16 protein-coding genes are annotated in these 17,762 nt (G+C 49.0%); 5 read left to right on the top strand and 11 right to left on the bottom strand.

Going from position 1 to position 17,762, the window contains the following annotated elements:
- Nucleotides 1-82 precede the first annotated feature (82 nt).
- From ACJJI5_RS09430 to ACJJI5_RS09415, 4 genes are read right to left on the bottom strand one after another with little or no spacing between them, the layout of a single operon-like run.
- On the bottom strand, nucleotides 83-457 hold the full coding sequence (locus ACJJI5_RS09430) for a hypothetical protein (RefSeq protein WP_282933382.1): 375 nt from the start codon (nucleotides 455-457) through the stop codon (nucleotides 83-85).
- Complete coding sequence (locus ACJJI5_RS09425) at nucleotides 450-1,004, bottom strand: RNA polymerase sigma factor (RefSeq protein WP_413665211.1); 555 nt, start codon at nucleotides 1,002-1,004, stop codon at nucleotides 450-452. The genes ACJJI5_RS09430 and ACJJI5_RS09425 overlap by 8 nt, the downstream gene beginning before the upstream one ends.
- A gap of 11 nt (nucleotides 1,005-1,015) precedes the next feature.
- Nucleotides 1,016-1,816: a DUF6249 domain-containing protein gene (locus tag ACJJI5_RS09420; protein WP_445356093.1), complete on the bottom strand. Its 801-nt coding sequence runs from the start codon at nucleotides 1,814-1,816 to the stop codon at nucleotides 1,016-1,018.
- A 59-nt stretch (nucleotides 1,817-1,875) separates the two neighbouring features.
- Nucleotides 1,876-2,166, bottom strand: a complete 291-nt coding sequence (locus ACJJI5_RS09415) for a hypothetical protein (RefSeq protein ID WP_413665209.1) — start codon at nucleotides 2,164-2,166, stop codon at nucleotides 1,876-1,878.
- Between the two features lie 170 nt (nucleotides 2,167-2,336).
- Between ACJJI5_RS09415 and ACJJI5_RS09410 the strand changes: the two genes are divergently transcribed.
- From ACJJI5_RS09410 to ACJJI5_RS09400, 3 genes are all read left to right on the top strand, one after another.
- Entirely contained in the window at nucleotides 2,337-2,945 is a 609-nt protein-coding gene (locus tag ACJJI5_RS09410; protein ID WP_445356092.1) for a DUF924 family protein, read from the top strand.
- A complete protein-coding gene (locus tag ACJJI5_RS09405; protein ID WP_445356091.1) occupies nucleotides 2,945-3,562 on the top strand; it encodes a LysE family translocator in 618 nt (205 codons plus the stop codon). Before ACJJI5_RS09410 ends, ACJJI5_RS09405 begins: the two co-directional genes overlap by 1 nt.
- Before the next feature lie 301 nt (nucleotides 3,563-3,863).
- Entirely contained in the window at nucleotides 3,864-4,163 is a 300-nt protein-coding gene (locus ACJJI5_RS09400) for a YebG family protein (protein WP_445356090.1), read from the top strand.
- An 84-nt stretch (nucleotides 4,164-4,247) separates the two neighbouring features.
- Here the strand turns inward: ACJJI5_RS09400 and ACJJI5_RS09395 are convergent, their stop codons facing one another.
- The 3 genes from ACJJI5_RS09395 to ACJJI5_RS09385 all read right to left on the bottom strand — a co-directional run bounded on the left by ACJJI5_RS09395 (nucleotide 4,248) and on the right by ACJJI5_RS09385 (nucleotide 7,499).
- On the bottom strand, nucleotides 4,248-4,643 hold the full coding sequence (locus ACJJI5_RS09395) for an MAPEG family protein (protein WP_108732703.1): 396 nt from the start codon (nucleotides 4,641-4,643) through the stop codon (nucleotides 4,248-4,250).
- 145 nt (nucleotides 4,644-4,788) lie between these two features.
- Nucleotides 4,789-6,090, bottom strand: a complete 1,302-nt coding sequence (locus ACJJI5_RS09390; protein WP_444912667.1) for an amidohydrolase family protein — start codon at nucleotides 6,088-6,090, stop codon at nucleotides 4,789-4,791.
- A complete protein-coding gene (locus ACJJI5_RS09385) occupies nucleotides 6,087-7,499 on the bottom strand; it encodes an amidohydrolase (protein ID WP_444905736.1) in 1,413 nt (470 codons plus the stop codon). The genes ACJJI5_RS09390 and ACJJI5_RS09385 overlap by 4 nt, the downstream gene beginning before the upstream one ends.
- Before the next feature lie 312 nt (nucleotides 7,500-7,811).
- Between ACJJI5_RS09385 and ACJJI5_RS09380 the strand changes: the two genes are divergently transcribed.
- Nucleotides 7,812-9,443 carry a hybrid sensor histidine kinase/response regulator gene (locus ACJJI5_RS09380; RefSeq protein ID WP_444927401.1) on the top strand — a complete coding sequence of 544 codons (1,632 nt, stop codon included), beginning with the start codon at nucleotides 7,812-7,814 and terminating at the stop codon, nucleotides 9,441-9,443.
- A gap of 285 nt (nucleotides 9,444-9,728) precedes the next feature.
- Here ACJJI5_RS09380 and ACJJI5_RS09375 read toward each other — a convergent pair whose 3' ends face one another.
- The 3 genes from ACJJI5_RS09375 to ACJJI5_RS09365 all read right to left on the bottom strand — a co-directional run bounded on the left by ACJJI5_RS09375 (nucleotide 9,729) and on the right by ACJJI5_RS09365 (nucleotide 15,129).
- On the bottom strand, nucleotides 9,729-10,307 hold the full coding sequence (locus ACJJI5_RS09375; RefSeq protein WP_444927400.1) for a hypothetical protein: 579 nt from the start codon (nucleotides 10,305-10,307) through the stop codon (nucleotides 9,729-9,731).
- Between the two features lie 85 nt (nucleotides 10,308-10,392).
- Nucleotides 10,393-12,015, bottom strand: coding sequence for a vanadium-dependent haloperoxidase (locus ACJJI5_RS09370; protein WP_444927399.1), 1,623 nt, complete (start codon nucleotides 12,013-12,015; stop codon nucleotides 10,393-10,395).
- Nucleotides 12,016-13,653: 1,638 nt separating this feature from the next.
- The gene (locus ACJJI5_RS09365) at nucleotides 13,654-15,129 is read right to left on the bottom strand and encodes a lytic polysaccharide monooxygenase (protein ID WP_445356089.1); all 1,476 of its coding nucleotides are present in this window, start codon (nucleotides 15,127-15,129) and stop codon (nucleotides 13,654-13,656) included.
- A 776-nt stretch (nucleotides 15,130-15,905) separates the two neighbouring features.
- Between ACJJI5_RS09365 and ACJJI5_RS09360 the strand changes: the two genes are divergently transcribed.
- A complete protein-coding gene (locus ACJJI5_RS09360) occupies nucleotides 15,906-16,538 on the top strand; it encodes an acyloxyacyl hydrolase (RefSeq protein ID WP_445356088.1) in 633 nt (210 codons plus the stop codon).
- Nucleotides 16,539-16,594: 56 nt separating this feature from the next.
- On the opposite strand, the gene ACJJI5_RS09355 is transcribed toward ACJJI5_RS09360, so the two are convergent.
- Entirely contained in the window at nucleotides 16,595-17,761 is a 1,167-nt protein-coding gene (locus ACJJI5_RS09355) for a glutathionylspermidine synthase family protein (protein ID WP_444932771.1), read from the bottom strand.
- Nucleotide 17,762 lies beyond the last annotated feature (1 nt).

Raw genomic sequence — 17,762 nt, 5'->3', positions numbered from 1 at the left:
TAAGGAAAGCTTGCAAAGTAAAAAAGGAAGCTGCCCGCCCTATCATGATTTAGGCGCGGGCTTCCATAAAGGCAGGCTCTCGTTAGCGGCGTGCGGCGAAAATGCCACCGGTCATTACCGCTAAAGAAGATAAAAGTCCAACACCTACCAAGCTATACAAGCTAATGGATTGCTTGGCCATCTCGGCAACTACCTCACTGAAAGGGAACTGCCAGGCAATGATCCCTAAGGCAGCTGCTACCGCGATGTACTGAGAATAACTGGAACGACGCTTTGAGCGTTTAGGCTGCGCAGGGAGCGCGGCCATCACGCGGTCACAAAAACCATCGTTATCCAAATGGGGCTCATTGAACTGGAGCTGTTCACTTAGCCAGGCGTCAAACTCCCGGTCGTTGCCCTCTAAAGCCATTTCACTCAAGGCGTTACCTTTCGTGTTGCGCTGTTCAAAGTTAACCATTTACCACCTCCTCACGCCAGGGCTGTAGCAAGCTACGCAGCTTGGCCCGAGCACGGTTGACATGGGATTTTACCGTACCAAGCGGCAATTTCATAATACTTGCCGCCTCCTCGTGAGAAAAGCCCCTGTGCATACACAGATGGATTGCTTGCCGTTGCGGGCCACTCAGGGTATCCATCGCGGCAGTGAGGTCCCTAGCCATCCCTAACTGCCGAGATTCTTCAATAGTCTCATCGGCCTGAGCCCTATCCACTGCCTCTTGATCCACATCGGGCATATTCTTACGCTTGTGGCTCATGACGAGATTATAGGCGATACGGTACAGCCAGGTGCTGAAGCGGGCATCCCCCCTGAACGCCGGCAACGCCTTATAGGCCTTAATAAAGGCCTCCTGCGCCATATCGTCTGCCAGACCCTGGTCACCATCACACAGCTGTCGGAGCGAGTATCGCAGCTGAGATTGATAGCGACGAACCAGCTGGGCATATGCCCGCTGGTCCCCGTCTTTGACGGCCCGCCTGATTAATTCCTCGTCATTGAGGTCCATACTCGCCTTTCCTACACCTGCTTGTTATCAAGCTTCCAGTTCACATAGCGAGCCACACCGATAAACAGAGGGATCAAGCCGAGACTACCAACTCCAACACTCGTGAGAGCTGACAGACAAAGAAATACTGCAGCGCCTATTGCGATCAGAGTTATACCGCGATCATTGGAGCTATTTGGCTCTCTCTCATCTAAAAGATCAATTAGCTCCGGGGGCACATCCCGACCATCAGCAACCATCTGGTTGATATTGCTCATAACCAGTTGTTTCTTGCGATAGCTGCTGCGCGTTACCAACCAGACAATAAATACCGGCATACCAAATATACAGAGCAGCGCTACAACTGGGATTACAGATGAGTCGTCACTTCCTGAATGGTGTGAATCATGGTGATCCCAGTGCCTGTCCCGGCCCCGATAGTCACGATTCTCCGATAACCTGATTCTGACATTGTCCGGTACGCTATTCAGGGTATCTTCAGTTACCTTGCCGTCTACATCCAGAATGCCCTTGCTTTTCAGCCGTTCAATAATTTCCTGGCTTAGGGGGCCGCCAAAGTCCTGCCCCAAGTCAACCCGAACTTCACTTTTCTCACCATTCTCGCCTTCGGATTTGATCGTGAGAACACCATCTTCACGCAATATACGGACGCGGGTTTCAGATTCGGAGGCTTCCACACCTGGCGGCGGCGGGGGCTCTGGGACAAATGAGTCCTCCTCCTGGGCCCAGCTGCCCATGCTTATGCTGGATGCCGCAATGGCCACCCAACAGCAGATGACTGCCTGGAATGATTGTTTATTTCTCGCTCTCATTACTTACTCTCTAATCATTTTCGTTATCAGTGGTGTAAACCGTCGTTGGGGGGGGTGACCTACATCACCATCATTCGAGCCTTGGAGTAGGGGTAAGCCATTCCTCCTCGAGGCTCTTTTTCCTCAGCAATACGCACTGGAGGTAGCCGGTTAACTTCCTCACTCTTATCAGTGCACTCACCAAGCTTTTTAAGTATTTGCTGATCAATTTTCTGGGTGAGCTCTCGGTGAATCCCATCCTGGGAAAGCGTCAGCTCGGAGGCATTAACCTGACCCACTTGCAGAGCCGCAACTACCAGAGATAGCGCGACGCAAAATTGTACCTTTTTAGTTGATCTCGCAGTAAACATTGTGATCTCCCGATTTTCCCTTGTACGCCACTATGACGATTCAGGGAGCCCAGTTGGATGCAGGTGTATAATTTTTTTTACGCCAACACTTGGAACCACCTTCTAATGGTCATCACTGGGCTGGAACGATCGGATAAACTCGGAACACAACACGGAATGAGAACTTCGATATGACAACCCCTGATGATGTCCTGGTTTTTTGGTTTGGCGGCACTGATATTCGTGGTAACTCTATTGCTGCGGAGAAGCAGAGTTTATGGTTTGCCGCTACTCCGGAAGTGGACGCCGACATCAAGGCAAGATTTGGAGCTATTGCCGAGTCAGCGCTGCGTGGAGAGCTGGACCGTTGGCGGCAAACTTTGGAAGGCGAACTCGCCTTGCTACTGGTTTGTGACCAATTATCCAGAAACATTTACCGGGGCACCCGCCAGGCATTCGCTACAGACTCCCTGGCACTGGCAATAGCGATATCATTGATTCAGCGCGGAGAGGCCCCGAATCTTGGGCTCTACCAGCAGGTATTCTTGGGCATGCCGCTAGAGCACAGCGAAGACCTCGTGACCCAGCAACACTCGGTAGACTACTTTCGACAGTTGCAGCAAACCTTCGCAGAAGACAAAATTGCCTCGCCCTATCTCGACACTCATTATCGATACGCCCTTGCCCATCAAGAGGTCATTGAGCGATTTGGGCGCTTCCCTCACCGCAATGCGGCTTTGGGTCGCACTTCCACTCAAGCAGAAAAAGAATGGCTGGCTCAAGGGGGCGGCTTTAAATAATGGATTTACTCAGTTGGTTATCTCTCGCGGGGATCTGTGCCCTCGGCGCTATGTCTCCGGGACCGAGTCTTCTTATCGTCTTACGCAGCGCCTCCTCAGGCCTACAGCAAGGCCTGGCCAGTGCTCTTGCTCACGGAGCCGGGGTCGCTATATACGCAATTCTTACCGCATTTGGCCTGGCGGTGCTGATTACTAGCTCTCCTCTTCTATTTAACATTCTGCAGTGGGCCGGTGCAGCAATGCTGGTCTACCTGGGCTGGAAAGCCCTCAGTGCACCCGCACCGGGTACCAGTACTGCAACCGTACAACCTCCACACCAGAGCCTGAAGCGCTCTATCGCTCAAGGTTTTGGTGTTGCCTTCTTCAACCCCAAGATCGCCGTATTTTTCACCGCCCTATTCAGCCAGTTTGTGTCAGAACAGCAAGCCCTGAGCACCAAGCTGGGCATGGCGGCGCTGGTTTCAGGAGTGGATGCAATTTGGTACTGCATCGTTGCCCTGGCGGTTCACGCCAGCCGTAAACGCCAGCTGGTCAGCAAGCATATTGGCCATCGCATCCAACAGGTTTTCGGGATCTTACTGATAGGACTGGCTGCCCGGCTGATCCTTAGCATCTAAAGCCACAGGCCTGCAGAAACCTTCACTACCTCAGTTTCACCACACCCAAATAAAAAACAGGCCCGCAAGCGGGCCTGTTAAATGATGTGAAGACAGCCAGTCGCCCCGGGGGGAATGCGTCTGGCTGTATGCACATTATGACAGTGTTCACGCTTAATGGCGGACCAATCATCGCACCTGCTGGTCTTTTGACCGCATAGAGCCCTTTCTTCACCCCATCGTTGACACTGAATATTTATACAGTTAGGGTAGCGGCATACAAACTAAGTGGACAGTCTAATAGACGATTGGGAGGCACACGATGGCCGTAGTAGCTGTTTGGAAATGCGATAGAGACGGAGCAATGTTCGACAACAAAAAAGACGCTGAAGAACACGATAAGATGCTGGAGCTCGCAGCTAATATCACGTCGCTGATTGAGCGCCACATCGACAGCATTGATGAGCAAGTGGGCGAAGAGATCGGCCTGCTGTTGGCCAAACGCCGCGATGCCCTGGCTAAAGCCTGTAAAGGGAAGCCTGAAGTACTACTCGAAGAAGACGAAAACATGGTGCAGGAGAGCGAAGATGATCGCATAACTCCGCTCGCCGCCAATCAGTAAACGCTTATAGATTCATCCCTGTACTCTGCCCGGTTCTACCGGGCTTTTTTGCGTGAGGCTCATACTGAGCCTCACCAATAAACTTCAAAGATTAATTACGGCATTAACAATGTTAATGACCGCTAACACAACGATAACGACCCAGCTGATTAAAGTTCCCCAGAAGCGCCCAAAGTGCAGCCCGCCTTTGCCCTTGGTCAGTCCATAGGCATGAAATACCCGTGAGATAAAAAAGAGCGCCCCGAAGAGGTGTAACCACAGTGCAGGCAAACCGCCCAACTCTGCAGCCAGCAACAGAAGCAACGCTATCGGAGTGTACTCAATCGCATTAGCGTGAACTCGCACCCTAATCTCATTGAAACGATCATCTCCGGTTCCAATTCCCACTTTCTTTGTGCGACGAAACTCGACTACCCTGAATGCCAAGTAAATAATCAGAAGCGCACAGAGGCCGGTGTAGAGTGCTGTGATATTCGCCATGTTTTTTCCTTGTTCTTATCAATCTGGCCAGGGAATATATCCCCGAAAGCAAGTATTCCGCCACACAAATCCTGTACAAGCCAATGGACCTTTCAGATCAATAGGCGGAAAAAGAAAAGCGGGCTAGAAGCCCGCTCTTTGCATACTAGTGCTTGTAACCAAATTCATGGCCCTTTGCGGGCTTGAGGTGTCGATCTCTGAGGCGCGTTGAGCGATTCACCAGGGATTGATTCTCACCCTCAATCAGGATCTGCTCAGCGTAGCTGGTAACTTCCAGGGGATCACCGCTCCAGATCACAATATCCGCAACCGCGCCCTTCTCCAACGTACCGCCCTCAAGGTTAAAAATCTCAGCAACATTGCTACTGATTGCCTTTAGCGCTTCCTCATAAGGCATACCATGGGCTACAGCGTTGCCCGCCGATTGGCGCGAGAGGTAAACGTTGTGGCTAGCCACCATATCTGGGCCACTGATAGCTACCGTCACCCCAGCCTTGGCCAGAAGTGCAGCATTATCCAGGCGTGCGCCCAAACTTGAGAATGATGCTGGAATGTTGTTGATTGCATCGATCACAACAGGCACTTGTGCTTGCGCCAGTTTATCGGCAACCATCCAGCCCTCAGCTGCACCGATTATAATGAGCTTCACCTTAAAGGTTTCACCCAGTTCTAATACTGCGAGGATATCACTGGCCCGGTTGGCAGTTACCATCAAAGGCTCCTTACCATCGATCACCGGCTGCAGAGCTTGCAGATCTGCCAGATCGTAATCCAGCTCTCGCCATTCTCCACGGTGGATCGCTGCACGATTATCACGATACTCCTGAGCTTCACGCAGAGCACTCTCCACCTTGGCATAAGCGTTGGCACGGCTACCACCGGCCAGCTCGCCACCGGACTCTCCCAGATAAGCTTTTTGCGCAACATTCTTTGCTTCGACGCTATCAAATTCACCATTCAACTTGATGGCAAAACTGCGCCCTGCAAATATCCGCTGAGCATCGATAGCACCGCTGTCCCAAGTGCTGATTCCCGGTGAAACAACAGCACTGGTGACTCCACCCGCCCGGTTGAATGGGATCAGGGTGGACTTAGGGTTGTAAGCAGGTACCGGATTGAAGGCACTACCGATACTGTCACCGGTCACCTGGTGATCATTGGTGGCGCTGGCCGCACTGATCTCGACCAACCCCAGTTCAGAAATGGGCGCTATCACACCGGGCGTCACCACCTTGTTGCGCGCATCAATTACCTGATCTGCATTCACCTCCAGTGAGGGGGCTACCTGCTGGACCTTGCCATCCACAACCAGAATATCTGCGGACTCCAGGCTGCCCTGTCCCGCCAAGGTGTGTACCTTGCCACCCTTGATCAGGATGGTCTCTGCCTGGCCAGCGGCTGACATCAACCCCAGGGCCAGCGCACAATAAACAGCTACTTTTCTCACAGTCGCTCTCCCTCTGCATCGAGAATACCCAACTCGAAATCGGTGCGTGGCTGACGTTTCTTGTCCGCACGATCGAACATCAATTCCCCATCGATGAAAACTTGATCTACATGGGTGTAAACACTGAAGGGGCTGCCGGACCAAACAACGATATCCGCCATCTTGCCGCTCTCAAGGCTGCCAGTTTGATCGGCAATACCCAGAGCCTTGGCGGGGTTCAAGGTCATCCAAACCACTGCATCCTTTGGCTGAATATCGAAGCCCGCACGCTGTCCTGCAGTCATTGCCTTCGCGGTCTCCTCGTGCAAATGCTGTACGCCAACACCGGAGTCCGAGTGAATCATTGCGCAGGCTTTGGCTTGATCCACAATGGCGATATTGGCCTCGGTCATATCGTAGGCCTCATGCTTAAAGCCCCACCAATCAGCCCACATTGCCGCACAAACATTGTTTTCAGCCAGCAGGTCAGCAACCTTGTAAGCTTCCACTGCGTGGTGGAAAGTGGAAATTTTGAAATCAAACTCCTTGGCAACGTCCATCATTACCGCCATTTCCTCGCCGCGGTAGCAATGGTTATGAACGAGAATATCTCCATTGAGTACGCCCGCCAGAGTTTCCATCTGCAGGTCGCGCTTGGGCTCATCCCCTCCGTTCTCAACGTAATCCTCCCACTCCTGCTTGTAGGCACTCGCCTTAATCCAAGCATCGCGATAACCGGCGACGTTACCCATTCGAGTTGAGGGAGAGCTACCTTTACCACCGTAAACCCGCTTGGGGTTTTCACCACAGGCCATTTTCAAGCCGTAGGGAGCACCGGGGAATTTCATATCCTGAACACTGCGGCCGGGTACATTTTTCAGGGTGACACTGCGGCCGCCAAACAAGTTGGCCGAACCCGGCAGGATTTGCAGGGTTGTTACACCTCCGGCAAGAGCTAAGGGAAACTGGGGGTCTTGGGTCCAGACAGAGTGCTCCGACCAAACCTGGGCAGTGTTTGGCGAGGTCATCTCATTGCCATCCTGGGCAGATTCAATCCCCGGAGCTGGATAATCACCCAGATGAGAATGCACATCGATAATGCCAGGAGTGACCCACTTACCTTTGCCATCGACAATCAAGGCACCTTCAGGGGCCAGTAACCCCTTACCGATCTCCTTGATCTTGCCATTTTCAAACAACAGGTCCGCATTTTCTTGCTGCTCCCCTGTACCGGTTAGCAGGGTAGCTCCCTGAATCAACACAGGGCGGGACTGGGTTACAGAATAAGTGGAAGGGAAGGCGTCCACACGAGCGAAGTCGAGAGATCTCGGCTCACTGTCAACACGCTTCTCACCGCATGCGGACAGCAGTAGCGAGGCACTTAACAGAGCCGCGATACTGCGCCCGAGAAATCGGGGTTGCAGCTGCATAGTCATTCATCCAATCGTTTTGAATATGGCGGTGAATGCTACCAGTTTGTGCTGACAGCGCCACTATCCAAATTGTCACAAACGACTGTTTAGAGATATGCATCTCCCAATCCAAGGGGCCATAACTGAGCCTGAGAGTTCCCCCAGTACCACCAAAGCACACTTGATAACAATACGAACTAAAAATAACAGCCAGTCAGCAAAGAATGTCTACACGGTCAAAATACACCGCCCCAGCTATATACTTTTGTACGTCTTCATGGTGGAATTTCTGGCGGAAAAACAGGCAGCCGCACTCAGGAGGAGAAATAGGTGATCAAGGAAAGTAATATGCCCATTTTTCCCCTTTCACCATCTACAGCTACCACCTCGGATAGAGACTCAACCCAGGTCTATGAGGCCTTACGTAAAAGTGAGGAGCGCTACCGGGAGCTGGTGGAGCATGCAAACTCGATCATAATGCGATGCGATCAACACGGCCGTATCACATCCTTTAACGAGTACGCTCAACAATTATTTGGCTATACCGAAGCCGAGATTATTGGCAGGCACTTAATTGGTACGATTGTTCCCGCCAGCGAAACGAGCGGCCGTGACCTGCGGCAATTGATAGACCGTATTTGCCAGTTCCCAGAGGAACACCGTTACAATATTAATGAAAACATTACAAAGTGCGGGAAGCGAGTATGGATCGCCTGGACCAATAAAATTATCTCAGATGAGAAGGGAGATCCTGCGGGAATTCTCAGTATTGGTTCGGATATTACTAAGCAGAGGTTGCTGGAGGAAGAGCTTCGGCAAGCTCAAAAAATGCAAGCTATCGGTGAGCTTGCCGGCGGTATTGCCCACGACTTCAACAATATGATTCATGGAATCAATGGCTATGCTGAAGTTATTCGACAAATTTCCACCGATGCCAGAATCAACGAGTATACCAACCATATACTGACTACTGCCCGCCATGCCGCAGAGCTGACCAAACAGCTACTCACTTTTGCTCGCAAGGGAAATTATCAACTTAAGAGCTGCAATACCCACGAAATCATTCGCGATGTTTGTGCAATGCTAACCCGCACTATTGATCGCAGAATCGAGATTGGTCAGCAATTAGATGCAAATCGTCCACATATTGTGGGTGACCCTGCTCAACTCAAGAGCGCTTTGCTAAATATCGGAATCAATGCCAAGGATGCTATGCCCTCTGGTGGCTCCCTGAGCTTTGTCACAGCTAATATCACCATAGAAAAATCGGCTTCTATCGCCGATTTTGAGATCCAGCCAGGCCAGTACCTCTTAATAACGATTACCGATAATGGCACTGGCATGTCTGACGAAGTGCGACGCCGTATCTTTGAACCATTTTTCACTACCAAGGAAAGTGGACGTGGTGCTGGACTGGGCCTTGCCGCAGTGCACGGCACCATTCATTTACATAAGGGCGCTATACAGTGTCAGAGCCGTGAGGGAATTGGCAGCAGCTTTAAGCTATACCTGCCAATTTCCAAGCCCCCAATCAAAAAGAGAACTTACCAGGCCAAGAAACTGGCTCGCGAGCGCAAATTGCGCATTATGGTTGTCGACGATGAGGCAATTGTCCGCACCTACTCTAAAGCCCTGTTCGAAATGAACGGCCATAGCGTCGTTACCTTTGCGACAGCAGAGCAAGCAATAACTTACTATCGAAAATATAGTGATGAAGTAGATTTGGTCCTGCTGGACATGATTATGCCCGGCATGGATGGGCAAGAATTGTTCGCTTTTCTAAAACGGATTAACCCCGAAGTGAAGGCTATTCTCTCCACCGGTTACAGTGTGGATAGTAAAGTTCAGGAAGTAATTTCTGATGGGGTGCTAGATTGCATCCAGAAACCATTTACATTCGAGCATCTCAGTAAAAAGATTGAAGAGATGATTGCCAGCGGAAAAATAACTCTCCCCAGGTAACAAAAAAGTTCTATCTGAATCGCCGCAACTAGCCTGGCTGACAGCTACGTCACAGAGTTCAGATACCAGTTAGTTAGCTGATGGAGTGACCCCTATGATAATCGGTTGTAAAAAAGTGAAGTGATAAAGTAATCAGGATAAGGCTACACAAAAGCAGCTCAAGCGGAATTTCCCATTATTTTAGTGTTTGCAGACTCCCACAAACCAAAGTCAATCGATATATCATTACCTTCCTGCTCGGTACAATCTCGATAGTTTTGAAGCCGATGCGTTCTTAGTGGTATGTCACAATTTTGCCGCTACGGTCCCCTTCCCCACCAATCTTGTCAGCTTGGTGTGCTCGTCTCCTATTTCAGTGGACACAGTCTCCACGAAGCGTACCATGCCCGCTAAAATTGCTGCGTTATAGTGCTCTCCACTTGCCTCAAGCTCTTCAACAGCTGCGTTCATATCCTTGAGAGCCATGGATGCTTCCAGATCCCACTCCTGCAGCTTGGCGAGACTCGCCCTCGCAGATGCCACTTGCTGCTCATCCACCCCGTCTTGAGTCGCCGCAAGACTCTCTGCTCGAACGGCCTTTATCTCAGCATCGTACTTACGAATAGTAGCCAGGGAACGGCGAACAATACTGTTCAACTTGATAACTGTATCCCGCTCGAATGCAGCCTTAATGTCGTTGCTAGCCAGTGCCACTGAAGCGGGTGTTTTTGCAGGGTGGATAACGCTTTCAACATCCGGTGCCGACTCCTGTTCACCTACCCAGACCTTCTCGTTTTCGACTGGCTCTATGAGTGTGTGCGTAGCTAAAAACCCAAAAGCGATTATTCCGAACACTACCACTGCAATATATCGTTTGCTATTCATACGGTGAGTTACCTTTGGTGTGGCCGCCCCTTACGGAGCGGCACCTGATGGAGAGCGAGAATTTAGCTCATAGCGTAAAAATAGTTTACCTGCGAGCCCTTGATCTACTAATCAGGCTAAATGCTTCGACGTTGTTCATTAAATTCTGCGCGATCTGCTCGCCCATGACTTGGCCTGCAATATTGTCAAAGTCCCAGTGCACTCCGTTATAAATGCGGCTGAGGCCATTTTCCTGTTGAGCGGCGGTATAGGATTCAAAACGGACAGGTACCAAAGGCCTCGGTGTATCCGGCGTGAAAGGGTCGAAGCCTTCCCCATTGTATTCTTCCGATACAAAAGTAAAGGGTTGGTCTCCAAACATACTGCGCATAATCTCGAAGGTGGAAGCACCGAAGGTAGCATGACCCGATGGGTAGGAGGGGAACGGCGGTGTTGGCCTAATCGCAATGGTGGTATTGATGACTGACACCCCTACCGGCAACCATTGCTCATCCTGCAAGGTCGATGGGTTGTCGTCATCGATGCGAATACCGGTAACCGGTCTCCAGTAATTGTAATAGTATTTACTGTCCCACGCAGCGATACCAGAATCCGCCAGCCCCACATTGATCAAAGCAAAATACCGGGCCAGATCCAGCTCATTCTCGACTTTGTTATCCAGTGCTGCCTGCAGGGCGATAAGGTTATACAGTCTCGGGGGAATGCCCAATAACGGTACACCGTCATATCCCCAGTAATTCCCGATAAATCGTGTCTCTGCTGTGGATGTCGATGGGGTAATAGTATTGGCTGGGGACCCGCCGAGGGCCGCCACTTCCTCATAGGCTTCGGCATATTCCTCAGACGTAATTGTAGGCGGAATCGGACTGCGGAATTGATCACCTGAACTTAGTGAAAAAGGTGTCACACTGCCCCAATAGGCTCCGAGAGCCACGGAATCGTGGCCAACTGGATCCACGGGATCAGGCTGCCATTCTCCCGGTACCGTAGCACCCGTGTTGACCGATGTAGAGTGATAGGTGTCATCCCCATCCGCGACAGCGCCGCCCTCACCATAAGCGGGCTCCAAGTGGTCGGCCTTATCGTTGCTTCGCACCGCGAGCATGGCCGCAGCGGCGGCTTCGCCGATCACTTGGCCCTTGGCAATTCTTTCGGCACTATCTCTTGACTGGTCGAGGTCGGATTGCAGTAATTCCTGCAATCGCTCTGCCTGATCGGGGTAGAGTGCGCGCAAGGTTTCGTAAGCGGCGTAAGCGATAGCTGCATCTTTGGATGCATCTCTGGTGTCGAGCACACCGAGATCATTATAAGGTTGGTATTTATCGTCAAAGGCATTCAGAGCGTCAAACACAGCAGTTTGTACGATGGCGAATGCGCGACTGGACCGGGTAGGCCCCCCCTGGTAGAAATCCACTTCACCGGTATCAGGGTCGGGAGTATGATCGATAGCCGATGAGTCGAGCATCGTGTTAAACCAAAATACAACACGATCTCTAGGTCTATTAAGCTCACCAGACTTCCCCGATGTCCGCTCAAGCCGATCAAGTACACCTTTGGAAAGAGTTGATCGGCTGGTTTCTCCTAGATAAGCACTGGTTTGCCCCTTGGGCTGCTTACCCTTCGTCTTCTGAGCCTGTACAACATCCGTTGCCAGTAATAAGCCGGCTGCTAAAAAGCAGGCTGATGTTTTTAAAAAGATATGGTTCATTGTATTACGTCCTTAGATATTAAAGGGCGCGCTGAATCAGTACATCTATCAGTGGCCGTAAGTATGCTTTCGTAAATCGCATCAGGCTGTAGAAATCATGCCGAGTAATATTTCTCGCAAGTCTCTGCTTGCAAACTACAAACCTGCCCCCTATGTTGATCCCTACCGCTTCATATCGATTAATTTCATACATCCCTATAGACATGGCGCCGATAATGAAGAGAAGGCCAAACATCAAAATGGTTCTCTTATCAGGTAGTTATTTTTTAGATGCTGAGCCAAGCTGAAAACGGCTCGCTCTCCCATTTCCTGCTACTAAGGGAGACAAATTGCGGACAATGGCCCTGCATAAAAGTGCTAGATAAAGGTTTTTCAACCAGAGCGAATATAATTTTTAAATTAGCGATCAGACGCTGTTTCCCGCACCGACAATTTACCCATCGGCAGCCTCATCATCACTACGACTAAAAGTCTTTGATCTAACCTCGAACAATACTCCAGCCTTAAGCAAGCACATAAAAACGGATTGATTGACTACCGATGCTATTTTGGATTTTTGTAAATTCATCTCTTTACCTGCTATTCAACCTTGCCTAATTTCCCCATTTGAAACAGGTTAGTATTACCTGGCGAGGCAAACCTCGAATATAATAATTATTACAATTCTATAGACCACAGTTTATCAACACGGTTCCTGACAATTATTTTCATAAATTTACACACCCATTAAATTCAAACCAATGGAATTTCCCACCACAAGAAGAACTTAAACAACCAATTCCCAACCAAAAACCCAACACTAAAAAATATTAATAAATACGTAACTACAATTAACATCTAAACGCGAAAATCATAGTCAGCACAACAAAAACAAAGTCGTCATACGTAAGGCCCTGAGCATTCAAAACAATTAAATTAACAATAGATGACAATTCGCAGGCAGTGCTATGAAAAATATACTCTTGAGATCACACACATGCAGAACCCATAGAAGCACCCTCCAGTCTCACGCTATTGAGGCAGTAAAATAATTAAATACATTGCACACTCACTATGACCCAATGTAAACACCGCTTAAGGGATTAACAATTTTCTATGAAGACAGTTAGACTTTTAGATCAGAACTTAGACTAGGCAAATAGTTTATTGTCCAGTTTCAGCAACTATTACCCCTGAAATACCCTATCTACTCAACTAAATCTTACCTGGAATGACAGACGATATAATCCAGCATTTAAATAACCAAGCCTAAAGAAGTAATTGCTATTACTTCTTTACAGCTCCAGAGTTAGACGGTATTTTTCGATCACAAATACCGATATGGGGATAAAATATCAGGCGTGCAAGCTAACTGTTGAGCCATTTTTTTAATAAAGCGGACATAGTGCAGAAATAGAGATTGATCATTGTTCGTGGAGCCATCCACTAACAACGCTTGGTTATCTCAACCCAGGAGCAGAGAGCTGATTAGGAGTGGAGAAATAAGCCTGTTCATCTAACAGGAGAGAGCGAGATTGGTGTATCACAAGAAGTAATACACCAGATAGGTTAATAAATCTTTCCGACTTCAGAAAACCATGCTCTTAGATTTAACCCAGTTCAATCACCTACCGAAAGGTAGGTGATTGAATTTGCTAGTTACTGACAGGAGCTCTCTTCCCAAAACTGCGGAGCAGCAGATGGAGACCACCAATTTGGTCCATAGGTTGAGACATAAACTTGGCCGCCGAAGGTCACTCTATCTCCAACCTGGTAACCGTTATCACCCGCGTAAGGCTGCTGGAACTCAGGGCAGGAAACTGCAGAGCTATCGTCTCCACTATTGCTATCAGAGCTATCATCGGAACCGTTATCAGAGCTATCGTCTGAACCACTATCGGAGCCATCACAGGTAGTTTCATTCCAGAATTGCGGCGCGGCACTCGGCGACCACCAGTTTGGCTCATGTGTAGATTCATAAGCAACATTGTCATAGATAACTACGTCGCCAATCGAGTAACCTGGATCACCGCCATACTGCTGCACAAACGCTTCACAGCTGGAATTGCCGGAATTTCCAGAATCGCCATTGTCTCCACTGTTATCCGAATTATCATCACCGGAATTATTGTCGTCATCGGTAGAGTCATCATCCTGATCTTGAATAAGCTCATATCCAATTTCAACATTTTCTAAACTGCTACCTTCTAACAAGTAGATACTGTTGATGCCATATAGAGGCTCAAAGCTGCTGCTACCATCATAATCACCGGCGCGGATGCTGCTCTGTTCCTGGTTAATCAGCTCAGCCAGATCGTGAGACCAGTTTTCAGCGATACCCTGTTCATCTGAGGCAATTTCCAGAACAGTAGAGTATGAGGAGTTCTCACCGGAGCTATCAAATACACGAGTGTAAACTTTATCGCCCACATTCAGGTCTTGAGTTGGGTTAATAGTGCCCCCAACACTCCAATCAGTATTGACAACATTATCACCATCAAACTCGACATCGATAACGTTATAGAAGGCATTAACCGTATCACCTACATCCCACACAGCAAGAATTACATGGTAGCCTTCACGCTCCGGCACCTGACACTCGTGTGTCGTATTTACCGCAGGCTGCTCATAGTTGCCATCAACCTCACAGAATGGATCCAGATCAAATTGGTCGCGGGTCAAAACCGCATTTGGATTCCAACCTTCTTTGGTAATGTAATATTTCCAGTCCCGGGTTACATGATTGGCGGTAAAGCGCCATTTAAAAGTTTGCCAACCGGAGCTAATATAATTCTTAACCCAGCGATCTGAGGATTGCTCATTTAATTCTGACCAGGAGCTATCTCCTGCACTGGCTATCTGCCCATCAGCAGGACCACTTTCAGGAAAACCTTCATTTCCTTCAATACTTTGCGGTTCCCATTGAACAGCACCGCAGTCAACATTCATCTCTCCTGTATCGAGAGCATATTTACACAAGGTTCCACGAGCGGATGCAACACCACCATCAGCGGCCTCGACATAGCCGTGGCTAAGTGCATTTGAACTCATACCGGCCAGTGCTATTGCCATCAGGGCGCTATTTAATACGGGTAGTTTAATTGCAGATGCTAGTTTGGTTTTTCGTAAAATCATATCTATGCCTGTTATTCAATTTCGTCCAACCTCCTTCCCCAGCTGAACCAGGTCCTTATCCTGATTACACATATTCGATGTGTAATGTTGGCGACAGAATTATGGACCGCTACTTAACAGCACGGTTCCTGACAATTATTGATATAAATTTACAAACTTCAGAAGATCACCAGCGCACTATTTTCCCTTAAAAATAACTTTAAGGGGTATTTTTTTTCAAGAAAAAATAATCAATTAAAAAATAGGACGAAAAAATACAGCGATTCCTAAAATAGAGAACAGGCAAACCTTTAACAGGATGAGAAATTTCACAGACGATTTTTAACTTAATACAAGTCCCCACACCCGTTAATTATCAATAGATGACACCCCTCTCTCACGAACAACCCCCTATTACAATTCAAAATAGATAAGCCTGACTGCCTTAAAACCATAAATCTCTCGGTACTGCCTACCCACAACAGCTGCCAGTAGGGCGGGAATTGGCAGCTACCCCAACCTACGAACACCTATTTCATCCTGAGAAAAAACCTCTTTACATATCAGAGAACTATCACTGTCACCGCTTTTTTTAAACTGTCACTGCAAGTGTTTTCCTGGCAACAAATACAACTGCAGACCAGTAAATTATTCCCATTAGTAAATTACCACTGGGATAAAAGACCTATATTCGCTCACCTCTGTCTACACTGGAAAAGAACCCGGATGATTTTGAGTTTCCCTAACCAATCATTTTCTTGTAGTCACCATTCGTAGTAGGAAAGGTAGGATCAGGGATGATGTTGTACTTGATTATCCGCAGGCTCGGCCTGTGTCTGTTACTTTCTTCTCTTTTGCTTCCAGCCTGGTCTTTGGCTGAAACGGCAACAAACCCGGATAAACGGTGGGCTGCAATTGTTGGAGCCGGCCCGGGATTTTCCAATCGTCGCAATGAACTCACCCAATATCGCTTTGCCATATCCAAGGACCTGCCCTGGCAGTGGTCCCTTGCTGAGAAATGGACGCTCAAAACGCGACTGGAGACCAGTTACTTTGAATGGCGATCCAGCCTGGACGATGGCGATCCAGACGTCTCCAAACGGGGAGAGGATTTAGTTCACGGTATGTCAGTGAGCCCTGTATGGAGGCTTGAGTACCTGCCCCAGTGGGACAAGCCTATCTTTCCCTACTTCGAGTTTTCCGTGGGGGCCAGTTACATTACTGAGCCCAATATTGTGAGTAAAAACACAAATCACACAACTCTGGGATGTCATTTCCAGTTTGAGGATCGAATTGGATTGGGCTCTGACTTTGGGAGTGAGCGCCGCTGGGGAGTCACAACTTACGCACTGCACTACTCAAATGCAGGAACCTGTTCTGAAAATTCCGGAGTGAATTTTTTTGAGCTGCGGCTGCACTATAACTTTTAAACAAGAGGATTGAGCAGGCGCCAGCTTGATGTCAGCGCCTGCAGTCATTGCGGGCCCTAGAGGATGATATGTGGCAGATAACGGCTCATATCCTGGGTAATCAGGTTTGAATCTTCCCGGATGGACATCCCCGCTGCCAGGTCATCAACGAGCCAGCTTCCCACCAGAGTATGGTTCTTTCCAAACTTGGGGAGAGGATGCAGAGCCTGATAGATAAATCCTTCTTGCCCATAGGGGCCATCGGACAGCAAAGTGGTATCCGCCCCTTTTACTACCGAAATATTCGCCCCTTCTCGTGAAAAGATTGGCTTCTTAACTAATTCCGGGAAATCCGCAGCCTTGTCCAGCTCATCCTCAAAAAAAGAGGGAAGCAGATTCGGGTGCTCTGGAAAAAGCTTCCACAACATTGGCAGAAGCGCCTTATTGGAAATAATCGCCTTCCAGGGCGGTTCCAACCAACGGACATTGCTTCCTGCCAACAGGGTCCCGAACTCCTCTCGGAGCATAAATTCCCACGGGTACAGCTTAAACATCCAGGTAATTACCTGATCATTCAAATCGGTAAACTGACCCGCTTCATCCCGGCCAATATCTTCGATAAAGACAAAATGATTATTGATCCCCGCTTCGGAGGCACAATCCTGTAAATATTGAACCGTGCCCCGGTCCTCTTCCGTATCTTTACAGCAGGCGAAATGCAACTCCCGCCCCGGGGTCAGGAATTGTAAATCATGGAAGCGGTTAACCAGTTTTTCCTGCAGACTATTGAACTGATCAGACTGCAGCGGCAGAGACCTGCGATCGACATTGTCCTGCAGCCACAACCACTGCCAGAAGCCGGTTTCATACAGAGAAGTGGGAGTATCAGCATTGTTCTCATAGAGCTTTGCCGGCCCCTGTCCGGAATAGGCAAAGTCCAGGCGAGAATAGAGACTGGGGTCGCCATTACGCCAGGATGTTCGCACAAAGTCCCAATGCTGCTCGGGTATACAGAACCGCCTCAGCAACTCCTCATCCTCAAGCACACGGGCAACGACATCCAGGCACATCTGGTGAATTTCTTCAGTGGGATCTTCAATGTGCTTTTCTATCTGCTCCAAAGAGAATTGATAGTAGGCACTTTCATCCCAGTAGGGTTCGCCATACATGGTATGGAAGTGAAATCCAAACTCCTGCGCTCGCTCTTGCCAACGCGGGCGCTCACCAATCGGCAACCTCAGCACA

It is taken from the genome of Microbulbifer maximicatervae (SeqCode) (genome assembly GCF_052467955.1).
This window is presented reverse-complemented; position numbering and strand designations above follow the sequence as displayed.

Bases quoted from the DNA above. Each gene is read 5' to 3' on its own strand.
- ACJJI5_RS09365 (WP_445356089.1), bottom strand. From the start codon at position 15,129: ATGATTTTACGAAAAACCAAACTAGCATCTGCAATTAAACTACCCGTA.
- ACJJI5_RS09415 (WP_413665209.1), bottom strand. From the start codon at position 2,166: ATGTTTACTGCGAGATCAACTAAAAAGGTACAATTTTGCGTCGCGCTA.
- ACJJI5_RS09360 (WP_445356088.1), top strand. From the start codon at position 15,906: ATGATGTTGTACTTGATTATCCGCAGGCTCGGCCTGTGTCTGTTACTT.
- ACJJI5_RS09405 (WP_445356091.1), top strand. From the start codon at position 2,945: ATGGATTTACTCAGTTGGTTATCTCTCGCGGGGATCTGTGCCCTCGGC.
- ACJJI5_RS09375 (WP_444927400.1), bottom strand. From the start codon at position 10,307: ATGAATAGCAAACGATATATTGCAGTGGTAGTGTTCGGAATAATCGCT.
- ACJJI5_RS09420 (WP_445356093.1), bottom strand. From the start codon at position 1,816: ATGAGAGCGAGAAATAAACAATCATTCCAGGCAGTCATCTGCTGTTGG.
- ACJJI5_RS09385 (WP_444905736.1), bottom strand. From the start codon at position 7,499: ATGCAGCTGCAACCCCGATTTCTCGGGCGCAGTATCGCGGCTCTGTTA.
- ACJJI5_RS09370 (WP_444927399.1), bottom strand. From the start codon at position 12,015: ATGAACCATATCTTTTTAAAAACATCAGCCTGCTTTTTAGCAGCCGGC.
- ACJJI5_RS09400 (WP_445356090.1), top strand. From the start codon at position 3,864: ATGGCCGTAGTAGCTGTTTGGAAATGCGATAGAGACGGAGCAATGTTC.
- ACJJI5_RS09410 (WP_445356092.1), top strand. From the start codon at position 2,337: ATGACAACCCCTGATGATGTCCTGGTTTTTTGGTTTGGCGGCACTGAT.
- ACJJI5_RS09430 (WP_282933382.1), bottom strand. From the start codon at position 457: ATGGTTAACTTTGAACAGCGCAACACGAAAGGTAACGCCTTGAGTGAA.
- ACJJI5_RS09395 (WP_108732703.1), bottom strand. From the start codon at position 4,643: ATGGCGAATATCACAGCACTCTACACCGGCCTCTGTGCGCTTCTGATT.
- ACJJI5_RS09425 (WP_413665211.1), bottom strand. From the start codon at position 1,004: ATGGACCTCAATGACGAGGAATTAATCAGGCGGGCCGTCAAAGACGGG.